This window comes from Streptomyces sp. NPDC058637, from assembly GCF_042717325.1.
Taxonomy (GTDB): Bacteria; Actinomycetota; Actinomycetes; order Streptomycetales; family Streptomycetaceae; genus Streptomyces.
Genome location: NZ_JBHXRD010000046.1, coordinates 32,775 through 53,983, shown reverse-complemented (window position 1 = coordinate 53,983; position 21,209 = coordinate 32,775). Strand labels below are relative to the sequence as shown.

The window sequence follows — 21,209 nt, the reverse complement described above, 5'->3', positions numbered from 1 at the left end:
GGTGTCACACGCGGTCTTGCACGCGGTCGAGCAATGCGGGCTCGCGAAGTCGTGCGCGGCCTTCAGGAGCCCCGCTGGGCGTTCAGCTCCCTGGCCGCCTCCGTCAGGTCCTTCGCGGTGTCGATCGCCCGCCAGTACGCCCCGTGCGGCAACGGGAACCCGGCCAGCCTGCGTTCCCGCGCCAGCCGCGGGAACGTCGTCCGCTCATGGTCACCGATGTCCGGCAGCAGCGCCGTGAACCCGGGTGCGAAGACGTACACCCCCGCGTTGATCAGGTACGGCGAAGGGGGCGACTCGATGAAGTCCGTGATGTGCCCGAAAGCGTCCGTCTCCACCGCACCCCACGGAATCCGCGGACGGGCCAGCGCGAGCGTCGCCGTGGCATCCCGCTCGGTGTGGAACGCGGCCATCTCCCGCAGCGAGAAACGCGTCCAGATGTCGCCGTTGGTCGCGTACCAGGGCTCCGACGGGGCGGGCAGCCGCGTCGCGGCGTGCTTCAGACCGCCGCCCCGGCCCAGCGGCTCGGTCTCGACGACGGTCGTGACGCGCAACGGGAGATCGGCCGAGTCCAGCCAGTCCCGCAGCACATCGGCAAGATGGCCGCACGAGATCACGGCGTCGGTGACACCCTCGGCGGCCAGCCAGGCAAGCTGATGGCCGATGATCGGGGTCCCGGTTCCAGGGATCTCGACCATCGGCTTGGGACGGTCATCGGTGTACGGGCGCAGCCGTGAGCCCTGGCCACCCGCCAGGATCACGGCCTGCGTCGGATACGTATGCATGCCAGGCACGATATGCCGTGCCCAGGCGGGGGATCAGCTGAACTGCGCCACGCCCGAGGCGAACGACGTGTCGCAGACCGGACGGGAGAAACGGTGCGCGCGTGTCGGTCCGTACTGGTCGACGGCGGCCTTGCCCAGCGCCTTCGCGATCGACATGCAGTGCCGGGCCATCGACGGACGTGCCTCGACGGCGCGCTGCAACTCGGTGAGCGCGACGCCCGGGTCCTTCTCCCTCATCTCCACGAGGAGCTTGTCGCGCAGGACGTCCTGCGCGGCGCGCGGCGTCTTGGTGCGCTTGGACACGGTGGTCTCGGAGGCAGCGGTCAGCAACTGCGACTCCGTGTTGTGCGCCGACCACGACACGCGGGTGACCGCGAGGGTCCCGGAGAGGACCATGACGACGGGCAGTACGAGAGCGAGGGTTCGGCCGATTCGGCGCGCGGTGTGGGTCACGCAGGCGAGCGTAGCGGTCAGTGATGAATCGACGACATTTCGTCACTCTTGCGGGGGATGGTTCGAGGAGTCTTTTCGAATCATGGGTTGACGTGCCGGAGTGAATTGCCCGAAGTGCCGGGGTATTTGGCGTCGGCCGATCCGAAACCCGTATCCGCCACGCGACATGCGAACGGCCCCCGCGCCTCGACTCGCGTCGAGGTGCGGGGGCCGTCGTACAACGGGGAGGACGTCAGGCGGTGAGGCGCTCACCGGTCGACGTCGCGAAGACGTGCAGCTCCTCCGGGCGCGGCACGACGTGCAGCTCCGTGCCCTTCTCCGGAACGGCACGGCCGCCGACGCGGACGACCAGGTCCTTGTGCTCGCCACCGACCTGCGCGGCACCGTAGACGAAACCGTCGGCGCCGAGTTCCTCGACGACGTTGACGGAGACGGCGAGACCGGCCGGGGCGTCGGCGGAACCCTTGGTGAGGGTCTGCGCGGCGGCGCCGCCGTGCTCGACGATGTCGAAGTGCTCGGGACGGATGCCGACCGTGACGGTGCGGTCACCGCGGTCGGCGGCGGCGGAGAGCGCCGCACGGGAGACCGGGACGACGCTGTTGCCGAACTTCACGCCACCGTCGGTGATCGGGACCTCGATGAGGTTCATCGCCGGGGAGCCGATGAAGCCGGCCACGAAGAGGTTCGCCGGGCGGTCGTACATGTTGCGCGGCGAGTCGACCTGCTGGAGCAGACCGTCCTTGAGGACCGCGACCCGGTCACCCATGGTGAGGGCCTCGACCTGGTCGTGGGTGACGTACACGGTGGTGATGCCGAGGCGGCGCTGCAGGGAGGCGATCTGCGTACGCGTCGACACACGGAGCTTGGCGTCGAGGTTCGACAGCGGCTCGTCCATGAGGAAGACCTGCGGCTCACGCACGATCGCGCGGCCCATCGCCACACGCTGACGCTGACCACCGGAGAGCGCCTTCGGCTTCCGGTCCAGGTAGTCGGTGAGGTCCAGCATCTTGGCGGCCTCTTCGACCTTCGCCCGGATCTCCGTCTTGTTGATCCCGGCGATCTTCAGCGCGAAGCCCATGTTGTCCGCGACGGACATGTGCGGGTAGAGCGCGTAGTTCTGGAACACCATGGCGATGTCCCGGTCCTTCGGCGGCAGGTGCGTGACGTCGCGGTCACCGATGCGGATCGCGCCGCCGTTGACGTCCTCGAGACCCGCGAGCATGCGCAGGGAGGTCGACTTGCCACAACCGGAAGGACCGACGAGGACGAGGAACTCACCGTCTTCGATGTCGATCTCGAGCTGGTCCACGGCCGGCTTCGTGGAGCCGGGGTAGACGCGGGACGCCTTGTCGAACGTGACACTGGCCATGACGATTCTTCTCCTCCACCGGCAGGAACGTGCCGGACGATCCGAGTAGGGAGTGGTGTGGTCCACTGGAGTGAACCTGAGGTGACGCTACCTGGCGTTTTCGAATCTGTCAGCAGTCCTGGGTCCCGAATATTGCGCAGGTAGGGGCCGCCGAGTTGGTTAGACTGCTCCGGCACGCCTCCTTAGCTCAGCTGGCCAGAGCAACGCACTTGTAATGCGTAGGTCGTCGGTTCGAATCCGACAGGGGGCTCTGAGGAAGGCCAGGTCACCTAGTCCGTGACCTGGCCTTCTTGCTGAGACGTGGCCTCGTGGGCGCCGATCCGCTGCCTGTGGGGTTTCTCCGAGCCTTCTTGCAGGAGTTCGTCTGCGGTCTCGAACATTCCCTCCACGGGCATCCCCTGTGGCGTCCGCGGCGCCACGGCTGTTCGTCGGTCCCCACAGGTGACGTCCAGGGGTGCTGGACCGGTCTCTGCCATCGTGGCCTCCACCTGTTCCGATGCGGTTCCCCCACCCATCGGTTCAGTTCCTGCGCTTCATGAGCGGGGACCGCCGTGGCTAGCCGCGTCCCGAGATCCGGTCCGCCGCCTTCGCGATGCGGTCCGTGTCCGCGTGCGGGGAGGTGGCCTCGCGGCGGTCGGCGGTGCGGTAGGCGGCGTAGAGGGTGTGGACGCCGAGCCAGCGGAGGGGTTCCGGTTCCCAGCGGCGGACCTTGTGGTTGACCCAGGGGAGGGTGGTCAGGTCGGTGGGGCCGGCCTGGCCGGAGTCCTGCTGGATGAGGTCGCGGAGGGTGCGGGCGGCGAGGTTGGCGGTGGCGACGCCGGAGCCGACGTAGCCGCCGGCCCAGCCGAGGCCGGTCGAGCGGTCCAGGGTGACGGTGGCGCACCAGTCGCGGGGGACGCCGAGTACGCCGGACCAGGCGTGGTCGACGCGGGTGCCCGCGGTGGTGGGGAAGAAGCGGACGAGGAGGTCGCGGAGGGCTTCGACGGTGGCGGGCTGGGTGCGTCCGTCGTTGTCGGTGGCCGAGCCGTAGCGGTAGGGGATGCCCCGTCCGCCGAGGGCGATGCGGTTGTCGGCGGTGCGCTGGGCGTACATGTAGGCGTGGGCCATGTCGCCGAGGGTCTCGCGGCCGTCCCAGCCGATGGTGTCCCAGAGGGACTGGGGGAGGGGTTCGGTGACGATCATGGAGGAGTTCATGGGGAGCCAGGTGCGTCTGTGGCCCTTGAGGCCCGCGGTGAAGCCCTCGGTGCAGCGCAGGATGTAGGGGGCGCGCACGGTGCCGTACGGGGTGACGGCGTGCTTGGGCTTGATCTCGGTGACGGGTGTGGACTCGTGGATGGTGACGCCGAGTGCTTCGACGGTGTCGGCGAGGCCCTTGACGAGTTTGGCGGGGTGCAGGCGGGCGCCGTGCGGGGTCCAGCTGGAGCCGACGGCGCCGGTGACGCGGATGCGTTCGGCGGTCTCGCGGGCGCCGCGCAGGACGCGTTCTTTCTCGCCGAAGGCGATCTCGACGGAGTGGAAGTTCTTGAGGCGGGTGAGCTGGGCGGGGGTGCGGGCGATTTCGAGTACGCCGCCGTGGTGGATGTCGGCGTCGATGTTCTCGTCGGCGGCGGTGCGGATGACCTCGCCGACGGTGTCGTTCATGGCCTGCTGGAGGCGTACGGCCGCGTCGTGGCCGTGGAGTTTCGCGTAGCGGGCGCGGCCCGCGATGCCGTTGTAGAGCCAGCCGCCGTTGCGGCCGGAGGCGCCGTAGCCGCAGAACTTGGCTTCCAGGACGGTGATGTTGAGGAAGGGCACTGCCTTCTTGAGGTAGTACGCCGTCCAGAGTCCGGTGTAGCCGCCGCCGACGATGCAGACGTCTGCGGTGGAGTCGCCGGGCAGGGGTTCGCGGGGGGCGGGCGTGCCCTCGTGCGCGTACCAGAACGATATGCCGCCGTTGACGGTGCTGACGGTGCTCATGTGTCCCCTGCTTGTCCGTGTGCAGCTGAGTCGTGAGTCGCAGGGGGGACGTTACTGCGCGATCGGCGGTTTCGTCGTGCGGTGGGCTTCTAGGCTCGGGGTGTGATCGAGGTTCCTGAGGGTCTTGCGGCCGCACAGTCGGAGTTGAGGGGTGCGGCCGGGCGGGCGTTCGTCGCCGTGCTGCCGGGGATGGCCGGGCGGTTTCTCGAGGAGTGGGGGCTGCGGCGGGACGGGCCGGCGCTGCACGGGATGTGTGCGCTGGTGCTTCCCGTGGTGCGGGTGGCGGACGGTCGGCGCGCGGTGTTGAAGCTGCAGGAGGTGGACGAGGAGACGGTGGGTGAGCCCGTCGCGCTGCGGGTCTGGGGTGAGGCGGGCGCGGGGGTGGTGGGGCTGCTGGAGTACGACGGGGCCACCGGGGCGATGTTGCTGGAGCGGCTGGACGAGCGGCGCCCGTTGACGGGGGTGGCGGATGTGCGGGAGGCGGTGCGGGTGCTGGCGGAGTTGTCGGCCCGGCTGGTGGCCGTGCCGGCCCCGGAGGGGATGCGGCGGCTGGGGGACGTGGCCGCGCGGATGCTGGAGGCCGCGCCGGAGGCTTCCCGGGCGTTGGCGGACGAGGGGGAGCGGCTGCTGCTGCTGGACTGCGCGGCGGCGGTGCGGGAGGTGGCGGGGGAGCCTGGGGACCGGTTGTTGCACTGGGACCTGCACTACGACAACGTCCTGGCCGGCTGGGCGCGGGGGGACCGGGCGGGGGAGTGGGTCGTGCTGGATCCGAAGCCTTTGGCGGGGGACCCGGGGTTCGAGCTGTTCCCGGCGCTGGACAACCGGTTCGACGCGTCGGACGTGCTGTGGCGGTTCGATGTGCTGACGGGGGCGCTGGACCGGGAGCGGGCGAGGGCCTGGACGTTGGGGCGGGTGCTGCAGAACGGGCTGTGGATCCGCGGCGGGGGCCGGCGGTTGCCGCCGGATCACGCGGAGATCGCCCGGCGGTTGCTGGGGCGTGGGTGACGCGTGCAAGCGTCCGGGGCCGTGTGTCTACGCTGCCCCCATGATTCGTCTTGCTACCGCCGCTGATGTCCCCGCCATCCACGCCATGGTCCGTGAGCTGGCCGAGTACGAGAAGGCGCTGGACGAGGCCAACGCCACGGAGGAGCAGTTGCGTGAGGCGCTGTTCGGGGAGCGGCCCGCGGCGTACGCGCACATCGCGGTGTCGGACGAGGACGGTGAGGTGGTCGGGTTCGCGCTGTGGTTCCTGAACTTCTCGACGTGGCGCGGGGTGCACGGGGTGTATCTGGAGGATCTGTACGTGCGTCCGGAGCGGCGTGGTGGCGGGCACGGGAAGGCGTTGCTGGCGGAGCTGGCGCGGATCTGTGTGGAGCGGGGGTACGGGCGTCTGGAGTGGTCGGTGCTGGACTGGAACGCCCCGTCCATCGCGTTCTACGAGTCGTTGGGTGCGCGTCCGCAGGAGGAGTGGACGGTGTACCGGCTGACGGACGGGGCGCTGGCCGGGCTCGGGGGGCGTTGAGCGGGCGGCCGGTCGGTCAGGGGATCAGGACGACCTTGCCTGTGGTGCCTCGGGTTTCGAGTGCGCGGTGGGCGGCGGCCGCTTCGGCGAGCGGGTAGGGCTGGAGGGCGGGGCGGAGCCGTCCGGCGGCGGCTTCGGTGAGGGCCAGGGTTTCCAGGGCCCGGAGGCCGCCGGCCTTCTCGGTCATGACGGGGCCGAGGACGTTTGTGGATGTGATGCCGCGGGCGGCGAGTTCCTCGTCGGTGAGGGTGAGCGGCTGTCCGTCGTGGAGGCCTTGGCTCGTCCAGCCGAAGACGATGTGCCGGCCGCCCTTGCCGAGCAGGTCGACCGCCGCGCGGGCGGTCGTCCCGCCGACGGAGTCGTAGACGACGGTGGCGTCGCGGCCGAGGGCGTCCAGGTGGGCGCGGGCCGTGCGGGGCCAGTCGGGGCGGGTGTAGTCGACGGCGAGGTCGGCGCCGTTCGCGGTGACGCGGGCGACCTTGCCGGGTCCGCCGGCGAGGCCGATGACGGTGGCTCCGGCGTTCTTGGCGTACTGGACGAGGAGGGTGCCGATCCCGCCGGCCGCCGCGGGGACGACTGCGACGGATTCGGGGCCGAGGTCGGTGAACTGGAGGATGCCCAGGGTGGTGCGGCCGGTGCCGATCATGGCGACGGCGGTGGCCGCGTCGAGCCCGTCGGGGATGGGGTGGAGCTTGTCGGCGTCGACGACGGTGAGTTCGGCGTAGCCGCCGGGTGCCATGCCGATGTGGGCGACGACGCGGCGGCCGAGCCAGTGGGGGTCGGTGCCCTCGCCGAGGGTTTCGACGGTTCCGGCGATCTCGCGGCCGGGGATCGTGGGCAGTTCGGCGGGGGCGGGGTAGGGGCCGGTCATGCCTTCGCGCAGGGCGGTGTCGAGGAGGTGCACGCCGGCTGCGGCGACGGCGATCCTGACCTGGCCGGGGGCGGGTACGGGGTCGTCGGCGTGCTCGTACGTGAGGTTCTCGGCGGGGCCGAAGGCGTGGAGGCGGATGGCGTGCACGGTGGGCTCCCCTGGGTGGTGGCGTGGGGCCCACTCTCTGACCTCAAGTGTGCTTGAGGTCAAGCCCGGGGTCGGTGGGCCGTGCCGTCCTCCCGATCAGGGCGAGGGCGAGGGCGGCCGCCTCGATGCCGCTGTTGAACGAGACCTCGCTGAGGAGGCCGGGTGCGGCGACCTGGTCACCGGCGAGGAGGATTCCGTCGCCGCGGTCGATGGCGGGGCGGTCGCGCCAGGTGGTGCCGGGCCTGTCGACGGCGCCGGTGCGCCCGGAGGCGAGGGAGTCACGGCGCCAGGTGGTGCGGTCGCGCCAGCCGGGGAAGCCGAGGTCGAGCAGTTCTTCGGCCCGGTGGAGGGCGTCGGCGCGCGGGGTGTCGGGGGCGAGGGGGATCTGGCCCTGGACGAGCTGTTCGCCCCGGGGGGCGAGGGTCGGGTCCTGCGCGGTGAAGCGTTCGATCCAGCCGGGGGCGTCGAGGTCGGAGAGGACGAACGGGTCGCCGCGCCGGGTCCGTACGGCCAGGTCGATCAGGGCGGTCCGGCCGCTGTCCCAGGTCAGGGTGGGGTCGTCGAGGAGGGTGCGGGCGGCGGAGAGGTGGGTGGCGACGATCACCGGGCCGCTGCGCGCGAGGTCCTGGAGGGTGCCGGCGCCGACGCGTTCGGCCGTTTCGATGCGTACGCCGAGGTTCCAGGCCCGGGTGGCCATCCGTTCGACGATCTGCGCCCAGCCGCCGACGGGGTAGCGGGCCTCGGGCGGCAGAGCGGTGGCGCGGCGGAGCCGTTCCTGGACGAAGGCGGCGGAGAGCGATCCGGGGTCGTGGTGGAAGAGCGCCACACCCATGTAGTGGGCGGCCGCGCGGGCGCCCTCCTCGCCGGCGTGTGCGGTGGCCCAGCTGTGGAAGTCGGTGTCGACGGGGGCGGTGCGGGCGCTGCGGCGGGCGAGGCGGAGCAGGGCGAGGGGCGGGGTCCTGCGCAGTGCGCCGTCGCGGCGGAAGAGGAAGCGGGCGCCTTCGAGGGGCGGTACGGAGGCGATCGGCCCGAGCAGATTGCGCCGTTCGAGCCAGGTCCGGTGGGGTCCGCGGCGGTAGAGGGCGTGGGGCCCCTCGTTGGTGAGGTAGCGGCCTTCGGCGGTCCTGGCCCGTCCGCCGAGGGTGTGGTGGGCCTCGTACAGGGTGACGGGGGCCCGCGACTCGGCGGCGGTGACGGCCGCGGCCAGTCCGGCGAGGCCGCTGCCGACGATGTGGATGCGTTGCATGGCTGTGTCTCCTCGCGGTGGGCGCTTGTGTGCGGGGGGACGGCCGGGCGGGGTGGTTCTGTGACATCGGATCCGGGCGTTGTCAGTGGTGTACGTCACGATGGGGGGCATGGCAGGCAGAGGCAACACGGGCGGCAGGGGCGCGAAGGACACGGTGGCTGCGGTGCGCAGGCCGGAGGTCCGGCTGCCCTCGCTCGTCGCGTACGACGGGGAGGGACTGGAGCCGGACGGGGACTACGACGGCGTGTGCTTCGAGGAGACGGACCTCGCGGACGCGTCGGGTCCCGGTGCGCGCTTCATGGACTGTGAGCTGCGGGGATGCGCCCTGGACCGTACGGAGCTGGTGCGGGCGCGGTTCATCGACTCGGTGCTGACGGGTGTGCGGGGCGTGGGTACGGATCTCGCGGGGGCGTCGCTGCGGGACGTCGAGGTGGTGGACGCGCGGCTGGGCGGGGTGCAGTTGCACGGGGCGGTGCTGGAGCGGGTGCTCGTCCGGGGCGGGAAGATCGACTACCTGAATCTGCGGAAGGCGCGGCTGAAGGACGTCGTTTTCGAGGGCTGTGTGCTGTCGGAGCCGGACTTCGGGGAGGCGCAGCTGACGCGGGTGGAGTTCCGCGACTGTGTGCTGAAGCGGGCCGACTTCAGTGCCGTCCGGATGGATTCGGTCGATCTGCGGACGGTGGCCGAGCTCGACATCGCGCGGGGGGTGGAGCGGCTCGCGGGGGCGGTGATCAGTCCGTCCCAGCTGATGGAGCTGGCTCCGGCGTTCGCGGCGCAGATCGGGGTGCGGGTGGAGATGTGAGCCCGGGGCCCGGGGCCCGGTGTGGTGCTCAGAGGCGGGGGAAGCGGGCCTGGAGGTCCCAGACGACGGGGTTGTCGGCAAGGCCTTCGTGCATGTCGGCCAGGTCGGCGATCAGGTCGTGCAGGAAGTCGCGGGCCTCGCGGCGCAGGAGGGAGTGGCTGAAGGTGAGCGGGGGTTCGTCGCCGGGCATCCAGTCCGCCTCGACGTCCACCCAGCCGAAGCGGCGCTCGAAGAGCATGCGGTCGGAGGATTCGGTGAAGTCCAGCTCGGCGTACTGCTGGCGGTGTGAGCGGTTGCCGCGGGGGTCCCGGTCGATCTGCTCGACGATGTCGCAGAGTGCCCAGGCGAAGTCGAGGACGGGAACCCATCCCCAGGCTGTGGATACTTCGCGGTCCGCCTTGGTGTCGGCGAGGTAGACGTCGCCGGAGAACAGATCGTGCCGCAGGGCGTGGACGTCCGCGCGGCGGTAGTCGGTCTGCGGGGGGTCCGGGAAGCGCCGGGAGAGGGAGTAGCCGATGTCGAGCACGGTTCGATGGTGTCATGCCCGGTGAGCGACCCGCGCCGGGCTGCGGGGCGGCTCGGCCGCCGTCCGGGGCCCGCGGCGGTTCGGTGGGGCCGTCCCCCGGCCGCCGGGTGGGCAGCGGCGGCGGAGCCCGGCGCCCCCGCTCGCGTACATAGGATCGCCGGTGTGGATCAGCGAACAGCGGCACGCCGCACCGTGCCCGGCGCCGTTCTGCTGCTCGCCGTGATCACCCTCGCCACCGCCTGCGCCGTGGGCCGGGGCGGGGTCGTGGGCACTCCGGGTGCCGCCGGTGTGCGCGACCCGTACTTCCCCCGGCTCGGCAACGGCGGTTACGACGTCACGCACTACGACCTGGAGCTCGACGTGGACACCGCGTCGGGGCAGCTGCGGGGCACGGCGGTGATCATTGCCCGGGCCACCCAGGACCTCAGTGCGTTCAACCTGGATCTCACCGGGCTCGACGTCCGGTCGGCGACCGTCGAGGGGCGGCCGGCCTCCGTGAACCGGGCGGGCGGGGAGCTGACGCTGCGGCCGGACCACGACGTCGAGGACCGCCTCCGCACGGGCCGGACCTTCCGCACCGTCGTCCGCTACTCCGGTGCCCCGCGGACCGTCACCGACGCGGACGGGTCCCGGGAGGGCTGGCTCAGGACGGAGCACGGGGCGGTCGCGCTCGGGGAGCCCGCCGGTTCCCCCGCCTGGTTCCCCGGGAACCATCACCCGGGCGACAAGGCCTCGTACGATGTCCGGATCTCCGTCCCAGACGGGCAGACCGCCGTCTCCAACGGGGAGCTGACGTCCCGTCGCACGGCCGGCGGACGCACGGTGTTCCACTGGCGCACCCGCGAACCCATGGCGAGCTATCTCGCGACCGTCGCGGTCGGGCGCTACACGCTGAGGCACGACGTCACCCCGGACGGCATGCCGGTGGTGACCGCCGTGGATCCGGAGGCGGCCGGGCCGGGCGCCGTCGTGCCGGGCCGCATCGCGGAGGTCGTGGAGTGGGGGGTGCGGAAATTCGGCCCGTACCCCTTCGCGTCGACCGGGGCGATCGTCGGCCTGGGGGAGGACGCGGAGTACGCCCTGGAGACCCAGAACCGGCCCTTCTTCCCCGGCCCGCCCGATATCGGCCTGCTCGTCCACGAGCTGGCCCACCAGTGGTTCGGCAATTCCGTCACACCGGCGAGCTGGCAGGACATGTGGCTCAACGAGGGCTTCGCGACGTACGCGGAGTGGCTCTGGAGCGATGACCACGGGGGCGCCACGGTGCGGGAGCTCTTCGACGATGCGTACGAGGACGAGGCGAACTGGGCGTTCCCGCCGGGTCGTCCGCCGGGCGCCGCCGATCTGTCCGGGCCCCCGGTGTACGGGCGCGGGGCGATGGTCGTCCACCGGATCCGGGAGGAGATGGGCGACGACCAGGCCTTCTTCGGCCTCGTCAGGGGCTGGCTGAAGGACCGTCGGCACGGCAACGCGTCGACGGACGACTTCACCGCGTACGTGGAGCGGGAGTCCGGCCTTGATCTGACGGAGTTGTGGGACACCTGGCTCAACGGCGGGAGCCGGCCCGCGCGGGGCTGACCGGCTCCCTTTCCGTGCGGGTTGCTTCACGTCGGCTCCGGTCCAGGCGGCGTCGACGGCGGCGGGTCCGGCGCTGTCCGCCCGGATTCGCGGAGGCTGCGGCAGGCGGGGGTGCCGGGGCGGCGGGCCGGGCGCCGTCATGGCGCACGGGAGCCCCCGGCCGAAGAGTCGGCCGGGGGCTCCCGTGTACGGACCGTCTACGTCAGAGGTTGACGCCGAAGTCCTGCGCGATGCCGCGCAGGCCCGAGGCGTAGCCCTGGCCGACCGCGCGGAACTTCCACTCGGCGCCGTTGCGGTAGAGCTCGCCGAAGACCATGGCGGTCTCGGTGGCGGCGTCCTCGCTCAGGTCGTAGCGGGCGAGCTCGGTGCCGCCGGCCTGGTTGATGATGCGGATGAACGCGTTGCGCACCTGGCCGAAGTTCTGGCTGCGGGTCTCGGCGTCGTAGATGGAGACCGGGAAGACGATCTTGTCGATGTCCGCCGGGAGGCCGGCCAGGTTGACGTTGATCTGCTCGTCGTCGCCCTCGCCCTGGCCCGTGACGTTGTCACCGGTGTGGACGATGGTCTGGTCCGGCGTCGCCTTGTTGTTGAAGAAGACGAAGTGGCCGTCGGAGTAGACCTTGCCGGCCGTGTTGACCGCGATCGCCGAGGCGTCGAGGTCGAAGTCGGTTCCGGTGGTGGTGCGGACGTCCCAGCCGAGGCCGACCGTGACGGCGGTCAGGCCCGGTGCCTCCTTGGTGAGCGAGACGTTGCCGCCCTTGGACAGGCTTACTGCCATGGGAAGTCCCTTTCCTCGTCGTGTGCGGGCTTCGTGCCATCACGAAAGCTACCGTCACCCGTCATAACGCAGGCAGTGGACCACGAGGTTCCTGCTCGCTTTACTTTCTTTACCGAACTTCTGACCGAACGCTCGCAAAAGAAGGTGACGAACGGGCTGCGGGGCAGGGAACATGGGTGTCATGTCCGGGCCCTATGTCATCCGTGGTTCGGTCTCCCTGCCGGAGGCCGAGCTCATGTGGCGTTTCTCGAGGTCCTCCGGGCCCGGCGGGCAGCACGTCAACACCAGTGACTCCCAGGTGGAGCTCCGCTTCGACCTCGCGGCGACCGAGGCACTGCCCGAGGTCTGGAAGGCGCGGGCGCTGGACCGCCTCGCGAGCCGGCTGGTGGGCGGAGTCGTGGCGGTACGCGCCTCGGAGCACCGCTCCCAGTGGCGCAACCGCGAGACGGCCGCCGTGCGGCTGGCCGCACTCCTGGCGGAGGCCACGGCGCCGCCGCCGAAGCCGCGCCTCAAGAAGAAGATCCCGCGGGGCATCAACGAGCGCCGACTGCGGGAGAAGAAGCAGCGCGGCGACACGAAGCGCGGCCGCTCCGGCCGCGACTGGTAGGCCGGCCCCGCGTGCGGACGGACGGCGGCGGGCGGCCCGAAGCGTGGGCGTGGGGAAAGCTCCCGGTCCCGGCCCGCGGGAAGCCCCCGCCCCCAGGCTCGCGGGAAGCCCCGCACCCCGGCCCGCGGGTAGCCCCCGTCGCCCCGGTCCGCGGGAAGCATCCACATCCCGGCTCGCGCAGGGAGCCCCCGTACCCCGGCTCCCGGGAAGCCTCCGCACCCCGGCTCGCAGGGAGCACCCCCACCCGGGCCGAGGGCCCGCAGGTAGCCCCCGCACCCCGAGCCCGCAAGAACCCCCGCACCACAAGCCCTCCCCCCCCCAGGAAGCCCCCGCGCCACGATGCCCGTGGGATGCGGGGTCAGGTCCGCACCCCACGGGCTGCTGTGGGGCGGCTAGGCCGCGGCGGTGAGCCGGGCCACCGCCAGGCGCGTCAGCTCACGGTCATGGGGTGCCTCGTCCAGGGCGCGGTGCAGGGTCAGTCCCTCGATGAGCGCGTCCAGTTGCCTGGCCGTGGTGGCGTCGAAGTGCTGTTCGAGGAGGTCGCGGCTGCGCCGCATCCACGCCTGGGTCAGCTTCCGGTACTCGGGGCGCCGGGCGGCGAGGGTGTAGAGCTCCTGGGTGAGGACCAGGTCGCGGCGGGGTCCTTCGGAGAGCGTGTGGATGAGGTCGGTGACGGCCTCACGGGCCTGCTCGGGGTTCTTGGCGCGGCCGAGGTGAAGGTCGAAGACGGCCACGATGTGGTCGGCGAACCCCGTGAAGGCTTCGCCCAGCAGGTCGTCGATGCCGGTGAAGTGGTACGTCATCGAGCCCAGCGGCACGTCGGCGCGGGCGGCGATCTTGCGGTGGGACACACCCGCCACGCCCTCCTCGGCGACGAGGTCGAGCGCCGCGGCGAGGATCCGTTCGCGCCGTCGGGGGTCGGTCTGTCCGGTGGCCATGCGGCGCCGTCAGAGCTCGCGCACGGGTCGGGCGGGATTGCCGACGGCGACGACGTTCGCGGGGATGTCCTTCGTGACCACCGCACCGGCGCCGATGACGGAGTTGTCGCCGATCGTCACCCCGGGGCACACGATGACGCCGCCGCCCAGCCAGACGTTGTCGCCGATGGTGATGGGAAGCGCGGCTTCGAGCTTGTCCCGCCGGGGCTGCGGCTCCACCGGGTGGGTGGGGGTGAGCAGCTGGACGTTCGGGCCGATCTGGCAGTCCTCACCGATGGTGATCGCCGCGACGTCGAGCGCCGTCAGGTTGTAGTTGACGAAGGTGCGCGCCCCGACGGTGATGTTGCTGCCGTAGTCGACGGCGAGCGGCGGCCGCACGTCGACGCCCTCGCCCACGGAGCCGAGCAGCTCGGCGAGCAGCGGCCGGGCCGTGCCCGCGTCCTCGACGTAGGCGGCCTGGTAGCGGGCGGCCAGCCGCATCGCGTGCTGCTGGAGCCGGGCGATCTCGGGGTCGTCCGCGATGTAGAGGTCACCCGCGAGCATCCGCTCCAGGTTCGTGCGCGGGTCGCCGGCGAAGTGGTCCGTAGCCATGCGTACGAGCGTACACCCTGAAGCGTACGATCGTACGCTCTCTCATCCCAGCCGGCGGTAGCGGCCCTTGAAGTACGCCAGTGGTTCGCCGTCCGCGCTGGGGAGCGACGCGGTCAGCACCCGACCGATCACCAGCGTGTGGTCGCCGGCCGGGACCCGCTGCTCGGTGCGGCACTCCAGCGTGGCGAGCGCCCCGCCGATGAGGGGCGCGCCCGTCAAGTCCCCCCGTATGTAGGGGACGTCCTCGAACAGCAACCGGTCGCTGATCCGGCCCTTCATGGCGAAGCGGCCGGCGATCTGCCGCTGGCCCTCCGCCAGCACGGACACCGCCCACAGCGGCTGCTCGGCCAGCAGGTCGTCCATCCGTGAGTCGTTGCGCAGGCTCACCATGACCAGCGGTGGGTCCAGGGAGACCGACACGAAGGCGGTCGCCGTCATGCCGACGTCCTCACCGCGCCCGTGCTCGTCGAGCGGCGGTTCCTGGGCGGTGATCAGCACCACGCCCGCGGCCAGGCGGGCCAGGGCGGCGCGGAATTCGTCGTTGCTCACCCCCTCAGCATGGGGGACGGCTTCGGGGTACGGGGCGGGGGGAGTCTTTTGCGGCACATCGGGCACGCTAGCGCCGGACGCCGCGCCGTCGCATCGGACCGAGGGACCAGCCGGGTCCTAGGACTCCGGGCCCGGGGTCCGCGCGCGGGTGACCGGGCGGAGTGGCCGGGCAGGGTGAGCGGTGGTGGATGTGCGAACAGGGCGGTGGCGGATTTGCGAACAGAAAAGGATGACGGGCCACGCGGTGCGACTGCGGCCTCTTTACCATCTGTTGTGACTTGAGTCACAGAGCGCAATATTTGTTGACCCTGTGTACCGGGTGCACAGCTCACTGTGATTCAGTGAGCGTGACACTGCAACAAGTACGTCGATATGAAACCTGGAGTTGCTGTCGAGGTCTCGGGGAGTGCGAGCAATGGAGGCCGAGTCGGAGCCGTACGTCCGCCTTGCGACCATGCGGCAGTTGCACCAGGCCGTCGCCGACCTCAACACGGCGCGCAGTCTGGCGGACACGCTGCAGACCGTGGCCGACGGCATCGTCACCGGCCTCGGCTACGAGCTGGGCTGCGTGAATCTGGTCCGCCCCGACGGTGACCTCGTCGTCGCCGCCTTCGCGGGGAACACCGCCGCCGAAGCCCTGATCACCGGTCGTGTCGGCTCCCGCGACTCCTGGGATCGCAGGCTGTCCATGGGTGAGGCCTGGGACAGACTCCGCTTCATACCGCACACCGAGGGCTGGGTCCTCCTCGACGACGACGTACCGCAGTGGCACACCGAGGGCCCGGAGCCGCGCTTCGAGGACGAGTGGCACCCCCTGGACCGCCTCTACGCGCCCATGTACGCCTCCGGCGGAGGTCTGGACCTCTTGGGCGTCCTCTCGGTCGACCGGCCGCGCAACGGCCGCCGGCCCGGCGCCTGGGGCCGGGAAGCACTGCAGATGTACGCCTCCCAGGCCGCCATTGCGATCAGTAACGCACGGCTTCGAGCAAATATGCAGCGCGCCCTGGTCAGGCTCGAACGGGAACAGCAGGCGCTGCGGGCCAGTGAGGAATCCTTCCGCCAGGCCTTCGAGTACGCCCCCAGCGGCATGGCCATCGCCGAGATGGGCGGCGACCAGCACGGCAGGCTGCTGCGCACCAACGACGCGCTCTGCCGCCTCCTGGGCCGCCCCGCCTCCGTGCTGCGCCGCTACTCCTTCGCCGATCTCGTCCACCCCGAGGACATCGGCACTCTGCTCCGCACCTCCGCCGAGGGTGGCCGGGCGGAGCTGCGGCTGGGGCGCAGGGACAGCACCTACCTCTGGGTCTCGCTGCGCAACTCCGTCGTCGCGGACACCGCCGACGGTCCGCGTTTCCTGCTCACCCACGTCGAGGACATCGAGGAGCGCAAGCGCAACGAGCTCCACCTCGCGCACCGCGCCTCGCACGACGCGCTCACCGGCCTGCCCAACAGCGCCGAGCTGCGCTCCCGCCTCAGCGCCCGGCTGTGTGAGAGGCCCCACTCCATCGCCACCACCGCGATAGAGGCGCTCGACGCGGCGTACGGGGACGTGGAGGCGTCGCCCGCGTATCGGGCGGACGGCTACGAGGCGGACGCGGTCCCCGGCGTCGGCCCGTACGACCACCACGTGCACGTCATGGCGCCCGACATGGAGCGCGACGACGGGGCGAAGGGCCTGGCGGTGCTCTTCTGCGACCTGGACGGCTTCAAGTCGATCAACGACCGTTTCGGACACCACACGGGTGACGAGGTTCTCATCGAGGTCGCCCGGCGGCTCACCACCTGTGTGCGCGACGGGGACACCGTCGCACGGCTCGGGGGTGACGAATTCGTCGTCCTCGCGGACGGTCTGGGGGCGGCAGATGCCGCAGACCTGGCCGTACGCTTGCGTAATGCCATCATTCCGCCCATCCGGGTGGACGGCCGGGCTGTCAGGGTCGGGGCGAGTTTCGGTATCGGCTGGGCCGAGTGCGGGATGACCGTGGAAGAGGTCCTTAGCTCCGCCGACCAGCGGATGTACGTGGAGAAGCGGTCCCGGTCGAAGGTTCACCGCCGAGCCGGCTGACGTTCACACCCCGGCAGTCCCCGTACCACGCCCGGTTTCCGGGTGGGCCGAGGGCAATTCGACGCCTGCTCCGTTCGGGGTAGGCTCGGCCGGTCGGCGACGGCTGGCGACATGGTGAGGAGTGACCCAGGGATGACGGCCGGAAACAACGGCGCGAGCAAGCCCGAGGACGACGATCCGTTCGGCTACCTGTACGAGGACGGGCGGGCGGCAGGCGCCCAGCCGCCCGGCCAGGGCGGCTACGGCTACCCCGGCCCCGTCGCGCAGCCCGGCGTTCCCAGAACGTCCTACAACCAGGTGAGGACCGTCGGCGAACGCCAGTACGGGCAGGTTCCGCCGCAGCAGGGCGGGCAGTACGGCCGACCGAACCCGCAGTACGCGGCGCCGGAGACCTATCCCGGCGGCGCGCCCACCGGCCCGATCCCGCCGCACGGCGGCAGGGGTTCGGGTTCCGGCCGGGGCGGTCCCAACACCAAGGCGATGCTGATCGCGGCGGTCGCTGTGGTCGCGGTGGTGCTCATCGGTATCGGTGCGGCCCTGATGACGGACGACGACCCCAAGGACAAGAAGAAGGACGAGGCCGGTACGTCGGCCGGCCCGGCGGGCGAGGTCGAGGAGTCGCCGAAGCCCGAGAAGTCCACCGAGCCGTCCAAGGAGGCGGTCGACCTCCCCGAGCAGGACGCGGCGACGCTGACGCTCGGCGGTTCGGCCGCGCTGGACAACTCGGTCAAGGGCGCCAAGAGCGCGAACGGCCAGTACATCAGCCTCAACGAGGTCGGCCGGTCGGCCTCCTGGACGGTCGATGTGCCCGCGAGCGGCCCGTACACGCTCTTCGTGACGTACGGCGTGCCCGGCAAGGACGCCAAGACGTCCCTCACGGTCAACGACGAGGATCCCCGCTCCATCAACATGGAGAACTTCGCGCGCGCGGCGGAGGGCGATCTCGAGAAGGGCTGGACGAACACGTTCGCGTACGTCCAGCTGAACGAGGGGTCGAACACGCTCACGCTGTCGTGCCGCGAGGGCGACCAGTGCGACGCCAACCTGGACCAGCTGTCGCTGAAGTCGGGTCACGTCAAGTCGTAGCCGTCGAGCGGTACGTCACCACCGTCCCGGTCGTCGCCCCGCGCGAGCCGGGACGTGGTGTTTCCGGGAGCGCGCGCGCTCAGGCCGCGGACGCCTGCTGTTCGACGGTGACACGGGGCAGCAGGTCCGCGTAGGCCGCGCGGTCGAACTCACCGGCCGCCGGGGCCATCACGGTCGCCGTCGAGAGGGCCACCGCACGGGCGAGCCGGGCCGGCCAGTCCAGCTCGTCCGCGAGCCCGGACAGCAGTCCGGCCACCGCGGAGTCGCCCGCGCCGGTCGGGTTGCCGCGTACCGGCGACGGCGGTGCGGCCCGCCAGGTGCCGTCCGGGGTGACGGCGAGCAGTCCGTCCGCGCCCAGGGACGCGACGACGCTGTGGGCGCCCCGGCGGCGGGCGTCACGGGTGGCGCGCAGGGGTTCGCGGGCGCCGGTGAGCTGGGCGAGTTCGTCGGCGTTCGGCTTGACGAGGTCGGGGCGGGCGGCGATGCCGCGGCGCAGCGGTTCGCCACTGGTGTCCAGGAGTGCCGGGACGCCGGCCGCGCGGGCGAGGCGGATCAGTTCCGCGTACGCGCCGACGTGTATGCCGGGCGGCAGGCTTCCGCAGAGGGCGACCGCGTCGGCTCCGGGGAGCAGCTCGCCGTACGTCCGCAGGAAGGCGGCCCATTCGCCGGAGCCGATGTGCGGTCCGGGTTCGTTGAGCTGGGTGGTGTCGCCGCTGGAGCGGTCCACGACGGCCGTGGTGCGGCGGGTGTTCCCGGCGACGGTGACGAGCGCGTCGGTGAGCGGTGCGTCGGTGGCATGGCGGGGGAGTGTCCCGAGCAGGTCGCGCAGGACGGCTCCCGTGGTGCCTCCGGCGAAGCCGGTGACCACGGTGTCGTGCCCCAGCGCGGAGAGCACCCGGGCGACGTTGACGCCCTTGCCGCCGGGGCGTTCGGACATCTCGCTGATCCGGTGGCTGGTGTGCGGGACGAGGGCGGGGACGGTGTACGTCAGGTCGAGTGCCGTGTTCAGTGTGACGGTCAGTATCACCCGCACCGGCCTCCGGTTCCCTGGTCGTCCGTCCTGCGCGCCGTCTCCCGCGGGCGCCGCCCGGGCGATCATGCCAAAGAGGTGGCGGCCGTCCCAGTCCTCCGGGACAACCGCCGTCTCTTCGTTACGTGTTCAACGTGCCGTCAACAGGAGGACGTCTTCAGCCGATCCGTGCGAGGGACGGCTCGACGATCCACTCGCCCCGGCGCATGACGCCCCTGATCGCGAAGTCCGCGTCCATGACCACCAGGTCGGCGTCCTTGCCCGGGTCCAGCGAGCCGACCCTGTCGTACAGGCCGAGCAGCCGGGCCGGGTTGGCGGAGATGGACCGTACGACGTCGTCGACGGGGATGCGGTCGATCGTCACGGCCCTGCGGAAGGCGGTGTCCAGGGTGAGGGTGGAGCCCGCGATGGAGCCGCCCTCGACCAGGCGTGCGACGCCTTCCTTGACCTCGACGGCGAGCGGGCCGAGCTGGTAGCGGCCGTCGCCGACCCCGGCCGCGTCCATGGCGTCGGTGATCAGCGCGACGCGGTCGGCGCCGGCGTGGTGGTAGGCCATCTCCAGGGCGGCGGGGTGCAGATGCGTGCCGTCGTTGATCAGCTCGACGGTGATCCGCTCGTCCTCCAGGAGGGCCGCGATCGGGCCGGGCGCCCGGTGGCCGAGCGCGGGCATCGCGTTGAAGAGGTGCGTGGCGACGGTGGCGCCCGCCTCGATGGCCTCGACGGTCTGCTCGTACGTCGCGTCCGTGTGCCCGACGGCCGCGATGACCCCGTGCTCGGCGAGCAGCCGTACGGACTCGATGCCGCCGGGCAGTTCGGTGGCGAGGGTGACCATCTTCGCGGTGCCGCGTGCCGCGTCGAGCAGCTTGCGGACCTCGGCGGGGTCGGGGTGGCGGAGCAGCTGCTCGCTGTGGGCGCCCTTGCGGCACGGGGAGATGAAGGGTCCCTCGAAGTGGACGCCCGCGATCTCGCCCTGCTCCACCAGCTCGGAGAGCATCCCGGCCTGCCGGGCCAGGAAGTCCATGTCGCCGGTGACGGTGGAGGCGACGACGGTCGTGGTGCCGTGCTCGCGGTGCACCCGGGCGCCGGTGAGGACGTCCTCGGCGGTGCCGGTGGCGAAGGACGCGCCGCCGCCGCCGTGGTTGTGCATGTCGACGAAACCGGGGACCACCCAGTGGCCCGAGAGGTCGACGGTCCGGGCGCCCTCCGGCGTGCTGCCGGCGATCCGGGTGCCCTCGATGATCACCCGGCCGTCCTCGACGGTCCCGGTGGGCAGCACCACCCGGGCACCTGCGAGAACTGTGCTGTCTGCGCGTCCGGCCATCAGGCGGATACCTCCGTGGAGAGAAGATCCCAGGCGAGCAGCCCTGCGCCCAGGCATCCGGCGGTGTCCCCGAGGGCCGCCGGGACGATGTGAGGCAGCTTCTGGAACGTGACCCGTTCCTCGACAGCCGCACGCAGTGGTGTGAACAAGGTTTCCCCTGCCTCGGCCAGACCGCCACCGATGATGAGCGTGCGGGGGTCCAGCAGGGTGAGCGCGGTGACCAGTCCGGCGGCGAGCGCGTCGACGGCGTCCGCCCAGACGCGCAGTGCCGCGGGGTCGCCCGATTCGACGGCCTTGGCGCAGTCCGCGGCGTCGGCGTCCGGGTCCCCGGACGCGGCGGCCCAGGCCCGGGACACCGCGGACGCGGAGGCGAGGGTCTCCAGGCAGCCGCGCTGGCCGCATCCGCAGTCCGGGCCGTCCGGCCGGACCACGACGTGGCCGATCTCACCCGCGTACCCGTGGGCCCCGGCCTCGATGCTGCCGGCGATGCCGATGGCGCCGGCGATGCCGGTGCCCAGCGGCACGAACAGGAAGCGGTCGGCCCCCATGCCGGCGCCGATCCGTCCTTCGGCGAGGCCGCCGGTCCTGACGTCGTGGCCGAGCGCGACGGGTATGCCGCCGAGCCGCTCGCCGATGAGTGCCCGCAGGGGCACGTCGCGCCAGCCCAGGTTGGCGGCGTAGACCGCGATCCCGTGCTCCGCGTCGATGATCCCGGGCACGGCGACCCCGGCGGCGACCGCGCCCTCGCCGAACCGTTCCCTGCCGTGGGCGTGGAGGTCCGCGGCGAAGCCGAGGATGGTCTCCACGACGGCTTCGGGCCCGCGCTCCCTGCCGGTGGCCCGGCGGGCCTCGTGGAGCAGGGTGCCGTCGGCCCCGACCAGTGCGGCCTTCATTCCTGTGCCGCCCACATCGAGGGCGATGACGTGTCTCACAGGAGACAGTTTCGCCCGCCGACCCCTAAAAGGTCTAGTCCACTATCGTGGTTTGTTGAG

The 21,209-nt window shown here is 71.7% G+C and carries 21 protein-coding genes and 1 tRNA gene; 8 read left to right on the top strand and 14 right to left on the bottom strand.

Annotated elements, in window-relative coordinates; all coding sequences use genetic code 11:
- Positions 1–62: 62 nt before the first annotated feature.
- The 3 genes from ACFWVP_RS32145 to ACFWVP_RS32135 form a co-directional block, all read right to left on the bottom strand.
- A complete protein-coding gene (locus ACFWVP_RS32145; protein ID WP_384501506.1) occupies positions 63–782 on the bottom strand; it encodes an NDP-sugar synthase in 720 nt (239 codons plus the stop codon).
- 33 nt (positions 783–815) lie between these two features.
- Complete coding sequence (locus ACFWVP_RS32140; protein WP_384501505.1) at positions 816–1,235, bottom strand: hypothetical protein; 420 nt, start codon at positions 1,233–1,235, stop codon at positions 816–818.
- A 232-nt stretch (positions 1,236–1,467) separates the two neighbouring features.
- Positions 1,468–2,604 (bottom strand): ABC transporter ATP-binding protein, encoded by a 1,137-nt coding sequence (locus ACFWVP_RS32135; protein ID WP_384501504.1) that lies wholly within the window; start codon positions 2,602–2,604, stop codon positions 1,468–1,470.
- Between the two features lie 176 nt (positions 2,605–2,780).
- Here ACFWVP_RS32135 and ACFWVP_RS32130 point away from each other — a divergent pair.
- Positions 2,781–2,854 (top strand) — tRNA-Thr (locus tag ACFWVP_RS32130).
- Between the two features lie 305 nt (positions 2,855–3,159).
- On the opposite strand, the gene ACFWVP_RS32125 is transcribed toward ACFWVP_RS32130, so the two are convergent.
- The gene (locus ACFWVP_RS32125; protein WP_384501503.1) at positions 3,160–4,560 is read right to left on the bottom strand and encodes an NAD(P)/FAD-dependent oxidoreductase; all 1,401 of its coding nucleotides are present in this window, start codon (positions 4,558–4,560) and stop codon (positions 3,160–3,162) included.
- A gap of 102 nt (positions 4,561–4,662) precedes the next feature.
- On the opposite strand from ACFWVP_RS32125, the gene ACFWVP_RS32120 reads away from it, so the two are divergent.
- Both ACFWVP_RS32120 and ACFWVP_RS32115 read left to right on the top strand, forming a co-directional pair.
- Positions 4,663–5,565 carry an aminoglycoside phosphotransferase family protein gene (locus ACFWVP_RS32120; protein ID WP_384501502.1) on the top strand — a complete coding sequence of 301 codons (903 nt, stop codon included), beginning with the start codon at positions 4,663–4,665 and terminating at the stop codon, positions 5,563–5,565.
- Positions 5,566–5,605: 40 nt separating this feature from the next.
- Entirely contained in the window at positions 5,606–6,082 is a 477-nt protein-coding gene (locus tag ACFWVP_RS32115; RefSeq protein ID WP_384501501.1) for a GNAT family N-acetyltransferase, read from the top strand.
- A gap of 16 nt (positions 6,083–6,098) precedes the next feature.
- Here ACFWVP_RS32115 and ACFWVP_RS32110 read toward each other — a convergent pair whose 3' ends face one another.
- A complete protein-coding gene (locus ACFWVP_RS32110; protein ID WP_384501500.1) occupies positions 6,099–7,100 on the bottom strand; it encodes a zinc-binding dehydrogenase in 1,002 nt (333 codons plus the stop codon).
- A 43-nt stretch (positions 7,101–7,143) separates the two neighbouring features.
- Entirely contained in the window at positions 7,144–8,346 is a 1,203-nt protein-coding gene (locus ACFWVP_RS32105; RefSeq protein ID WP_384501499.1) for an NAD(P)-binding protein, read from the bottom strand.
- Between the two features lie 100 nt (positions 8,347–8,446).
- Between ACFWVP_RS32105 and ACFWVP_RS32100 the strand changes: the two genes are divergently transcribed.
- Complete coding sequence (locus ACFWVP_RS32100) at positions 8,447–9,148, top strand: pentapeptide repeat-containing protein (protein ID WP_384501498.1); 702 nt, start codon at positions 8,447–8,449, stop codon at positions 9,146–9,148.
- A 28-nt stretch (positions 9,149–9,176) separates the two neighbouring features.
- Here the strand turns inward: ACFWVP_RS32100 and ACFWVP_RS32095 are convergent, their stop codons facing one another.
- Complete coding sequence (locus ACFWVP_RS32095; RefSeq protein ID WP_033297163.1) at positions 9,177–9,674, bottom strand: hypothetical protein; 498 nt, start codon at positions 9,672–9,674, stop codon at positions 9,177–9,179.
- 162 nt (positions 9,675–9,836) lie between these two features.
- On the opposite strand from ACFWVP_RS32095, the gene ACFWVP_RS32090 reads away from it, so the two are divergent.
- Entirely contained in the window at positions 9,837–11,252 is a 1,416-nt protein-coding gene (locus ACFWVP_RS32090; protein WP_384501497.1) for a M1 family metallopeptidase, read from the top strand.
- Positions 11,253–11,454: 202 nt separating this feature from the next.
- Here ACFWVP_RS32090 and ACFWVP_RS32085 read toward each other — a convergent pair whose 3' ends face one another.
- A complete protein-coding gene (locus ACFWVP_RS32085) occupies positions 11,455–12,030 on the bottom strand; it encodes a TerD family protein (protein ID WP_384501496.1) in 576 nt (191 codons plus the stop codon).
- 172 nt (positions 12,031–12,202) lie between these two features.
- On the opposite strand from ACFWVP_RS32085, the gene arfB reads away from it, so the two are divergent.
- Positions 12,203–12,637: an alternative ribosome rescue aminoacyl-tRNA hydrolase ArfB gene (arfB, locus tag ACFWVP_RS32080; RefSeq protein WP_384501495.1), complete on the top strand. Its 435-nt coding sequence runs from the start codon at positions 12,203–12,205 to the stop codon at positions 12,635–12,637.
- Positions 12,638–13,029: 392 nt separating this feature from the next.
- Here arfB and ACFWVP_RS32075 read toward each other — a convergent pair whose 3' ends face one another.
- From ACFWVP_RS32075 to ACFWVP_RS32065, 3 genes are read right to left on the bottom strand one after another with little or no spacing between them, the layout of a single operon-like run.
- Positions 13,030–13,575, bottom strand: coding sequence for a TetR/AcrR family transcriptional regulator (locus ACFWVP_RS32075; protein WP_384501494.1), 546 nt, complete (start codon positions 13,573–13,575; stop codon positions 13,030–13,032).
- Positions 13,576–13,584: 9 nt separating this feature from the next.
- Positions 13,585–14,166, bottom strand: coding sequence for a sugar O-acetyltransferase (locus tag ACFWVP_RS32070; protein ID WP_384501493.1), 582 nt, complete (start codon positions 14,164–14,166; stop codon positions 13,585–13,587).
- A gap of 42 nt (positions 14,167–14,208) precedes the next feature.
- Positions 14,209–14,715 (bottom strand): flavin reductase family protein, encoded by a 507-nt coding sequence (locus ACFWVP_RS32065; protein ID WP_384501492.1) that lies wholly within the window; start codon positions 14,713–14,715, stop codon positions 14,209–14,211.
- 415 nt (positions 14,716–15,130) lie between these two features.
- Between ACFWVP_RS32065 and cdgB the strand changes: the two genes are divergently transcribed.
- Positions 15,131–16,780: a diguanylate cyclase CdgB gene (cdgB, locus tag ACFWVP_RS32060; RefSeq protein WP_384501491.1), complete on the top strand. Its 1,650-nt coding sequence runs from the start codon at positions 15,131–15,133 to the stop codon at positions 16,778–16,780.
- A gap of 132 nt (positions 16,781–16,912) precedes the next feature.
- A complete protein-coding gene (locus ACFWVP_RS32055; protein ID WP_384501490.1) occupies positions 16,913–17,866 on the top strand; it encodes a carbohydrate-binding protein in 954 nt (317 codons plus the stop codon).
- A gap of 79 nt (positions 17,867–17,945) precedes the next feature.
- Here ACFWVP_RS32055 and ACFWVP_RS32050 read toward each other — a convergent pair whose 3' ends face one another.
- From ACFWVP_RS32050 to ACFWVP_RS32040, 3 genes are all read right to left on the bottom strand, one after another.
- Positions 17,946–18,893: a 1-phosphofructokinase family hexose kinase gene (locus tag ACFWVP_RS32050; RefSeq protein ID WP_384501510.1), complete on the bottom strand. Its 948-nt coding sequence runs from the start codon at positions 18,891–18,893 to the stop codon at positions 17,946–17,948.
- 160 nt (positions 18,894–19,053) lie between these two features.
- Positions 19,054–20,217 carry an N-acetylglucosamine-6-phosphate deacetylase gene (gene nagA, locus ACFWVP_RS32045; RefSeq protein WP_384501489.1) on the bottom strand — a complete coding sequence of 388 codons (1,164 nt, stop codon included), beginning with the start codon at positions 20,215–20,217 and terminating at the stop codon, positions 19,054–19,056.
- Positions 20,217–21,149 carry an ROK family protein gene (locus ACFWVP_RS32040; protein WP_384501488.1) on the bottom strand — a complete coding sequence of 311 codons (933 nt, stop codon included), beginning with the start codon at positions 21,147–21,149 and terminating at the stop codon, positions 20,217–20,219. The genes nagA and ACFWVP_RS32040 overlap by 1 nt, the downstream gene beginning before the upstream one ends.
- Positions 21,150–21,209: the final 60 nt, after the last annotated feature.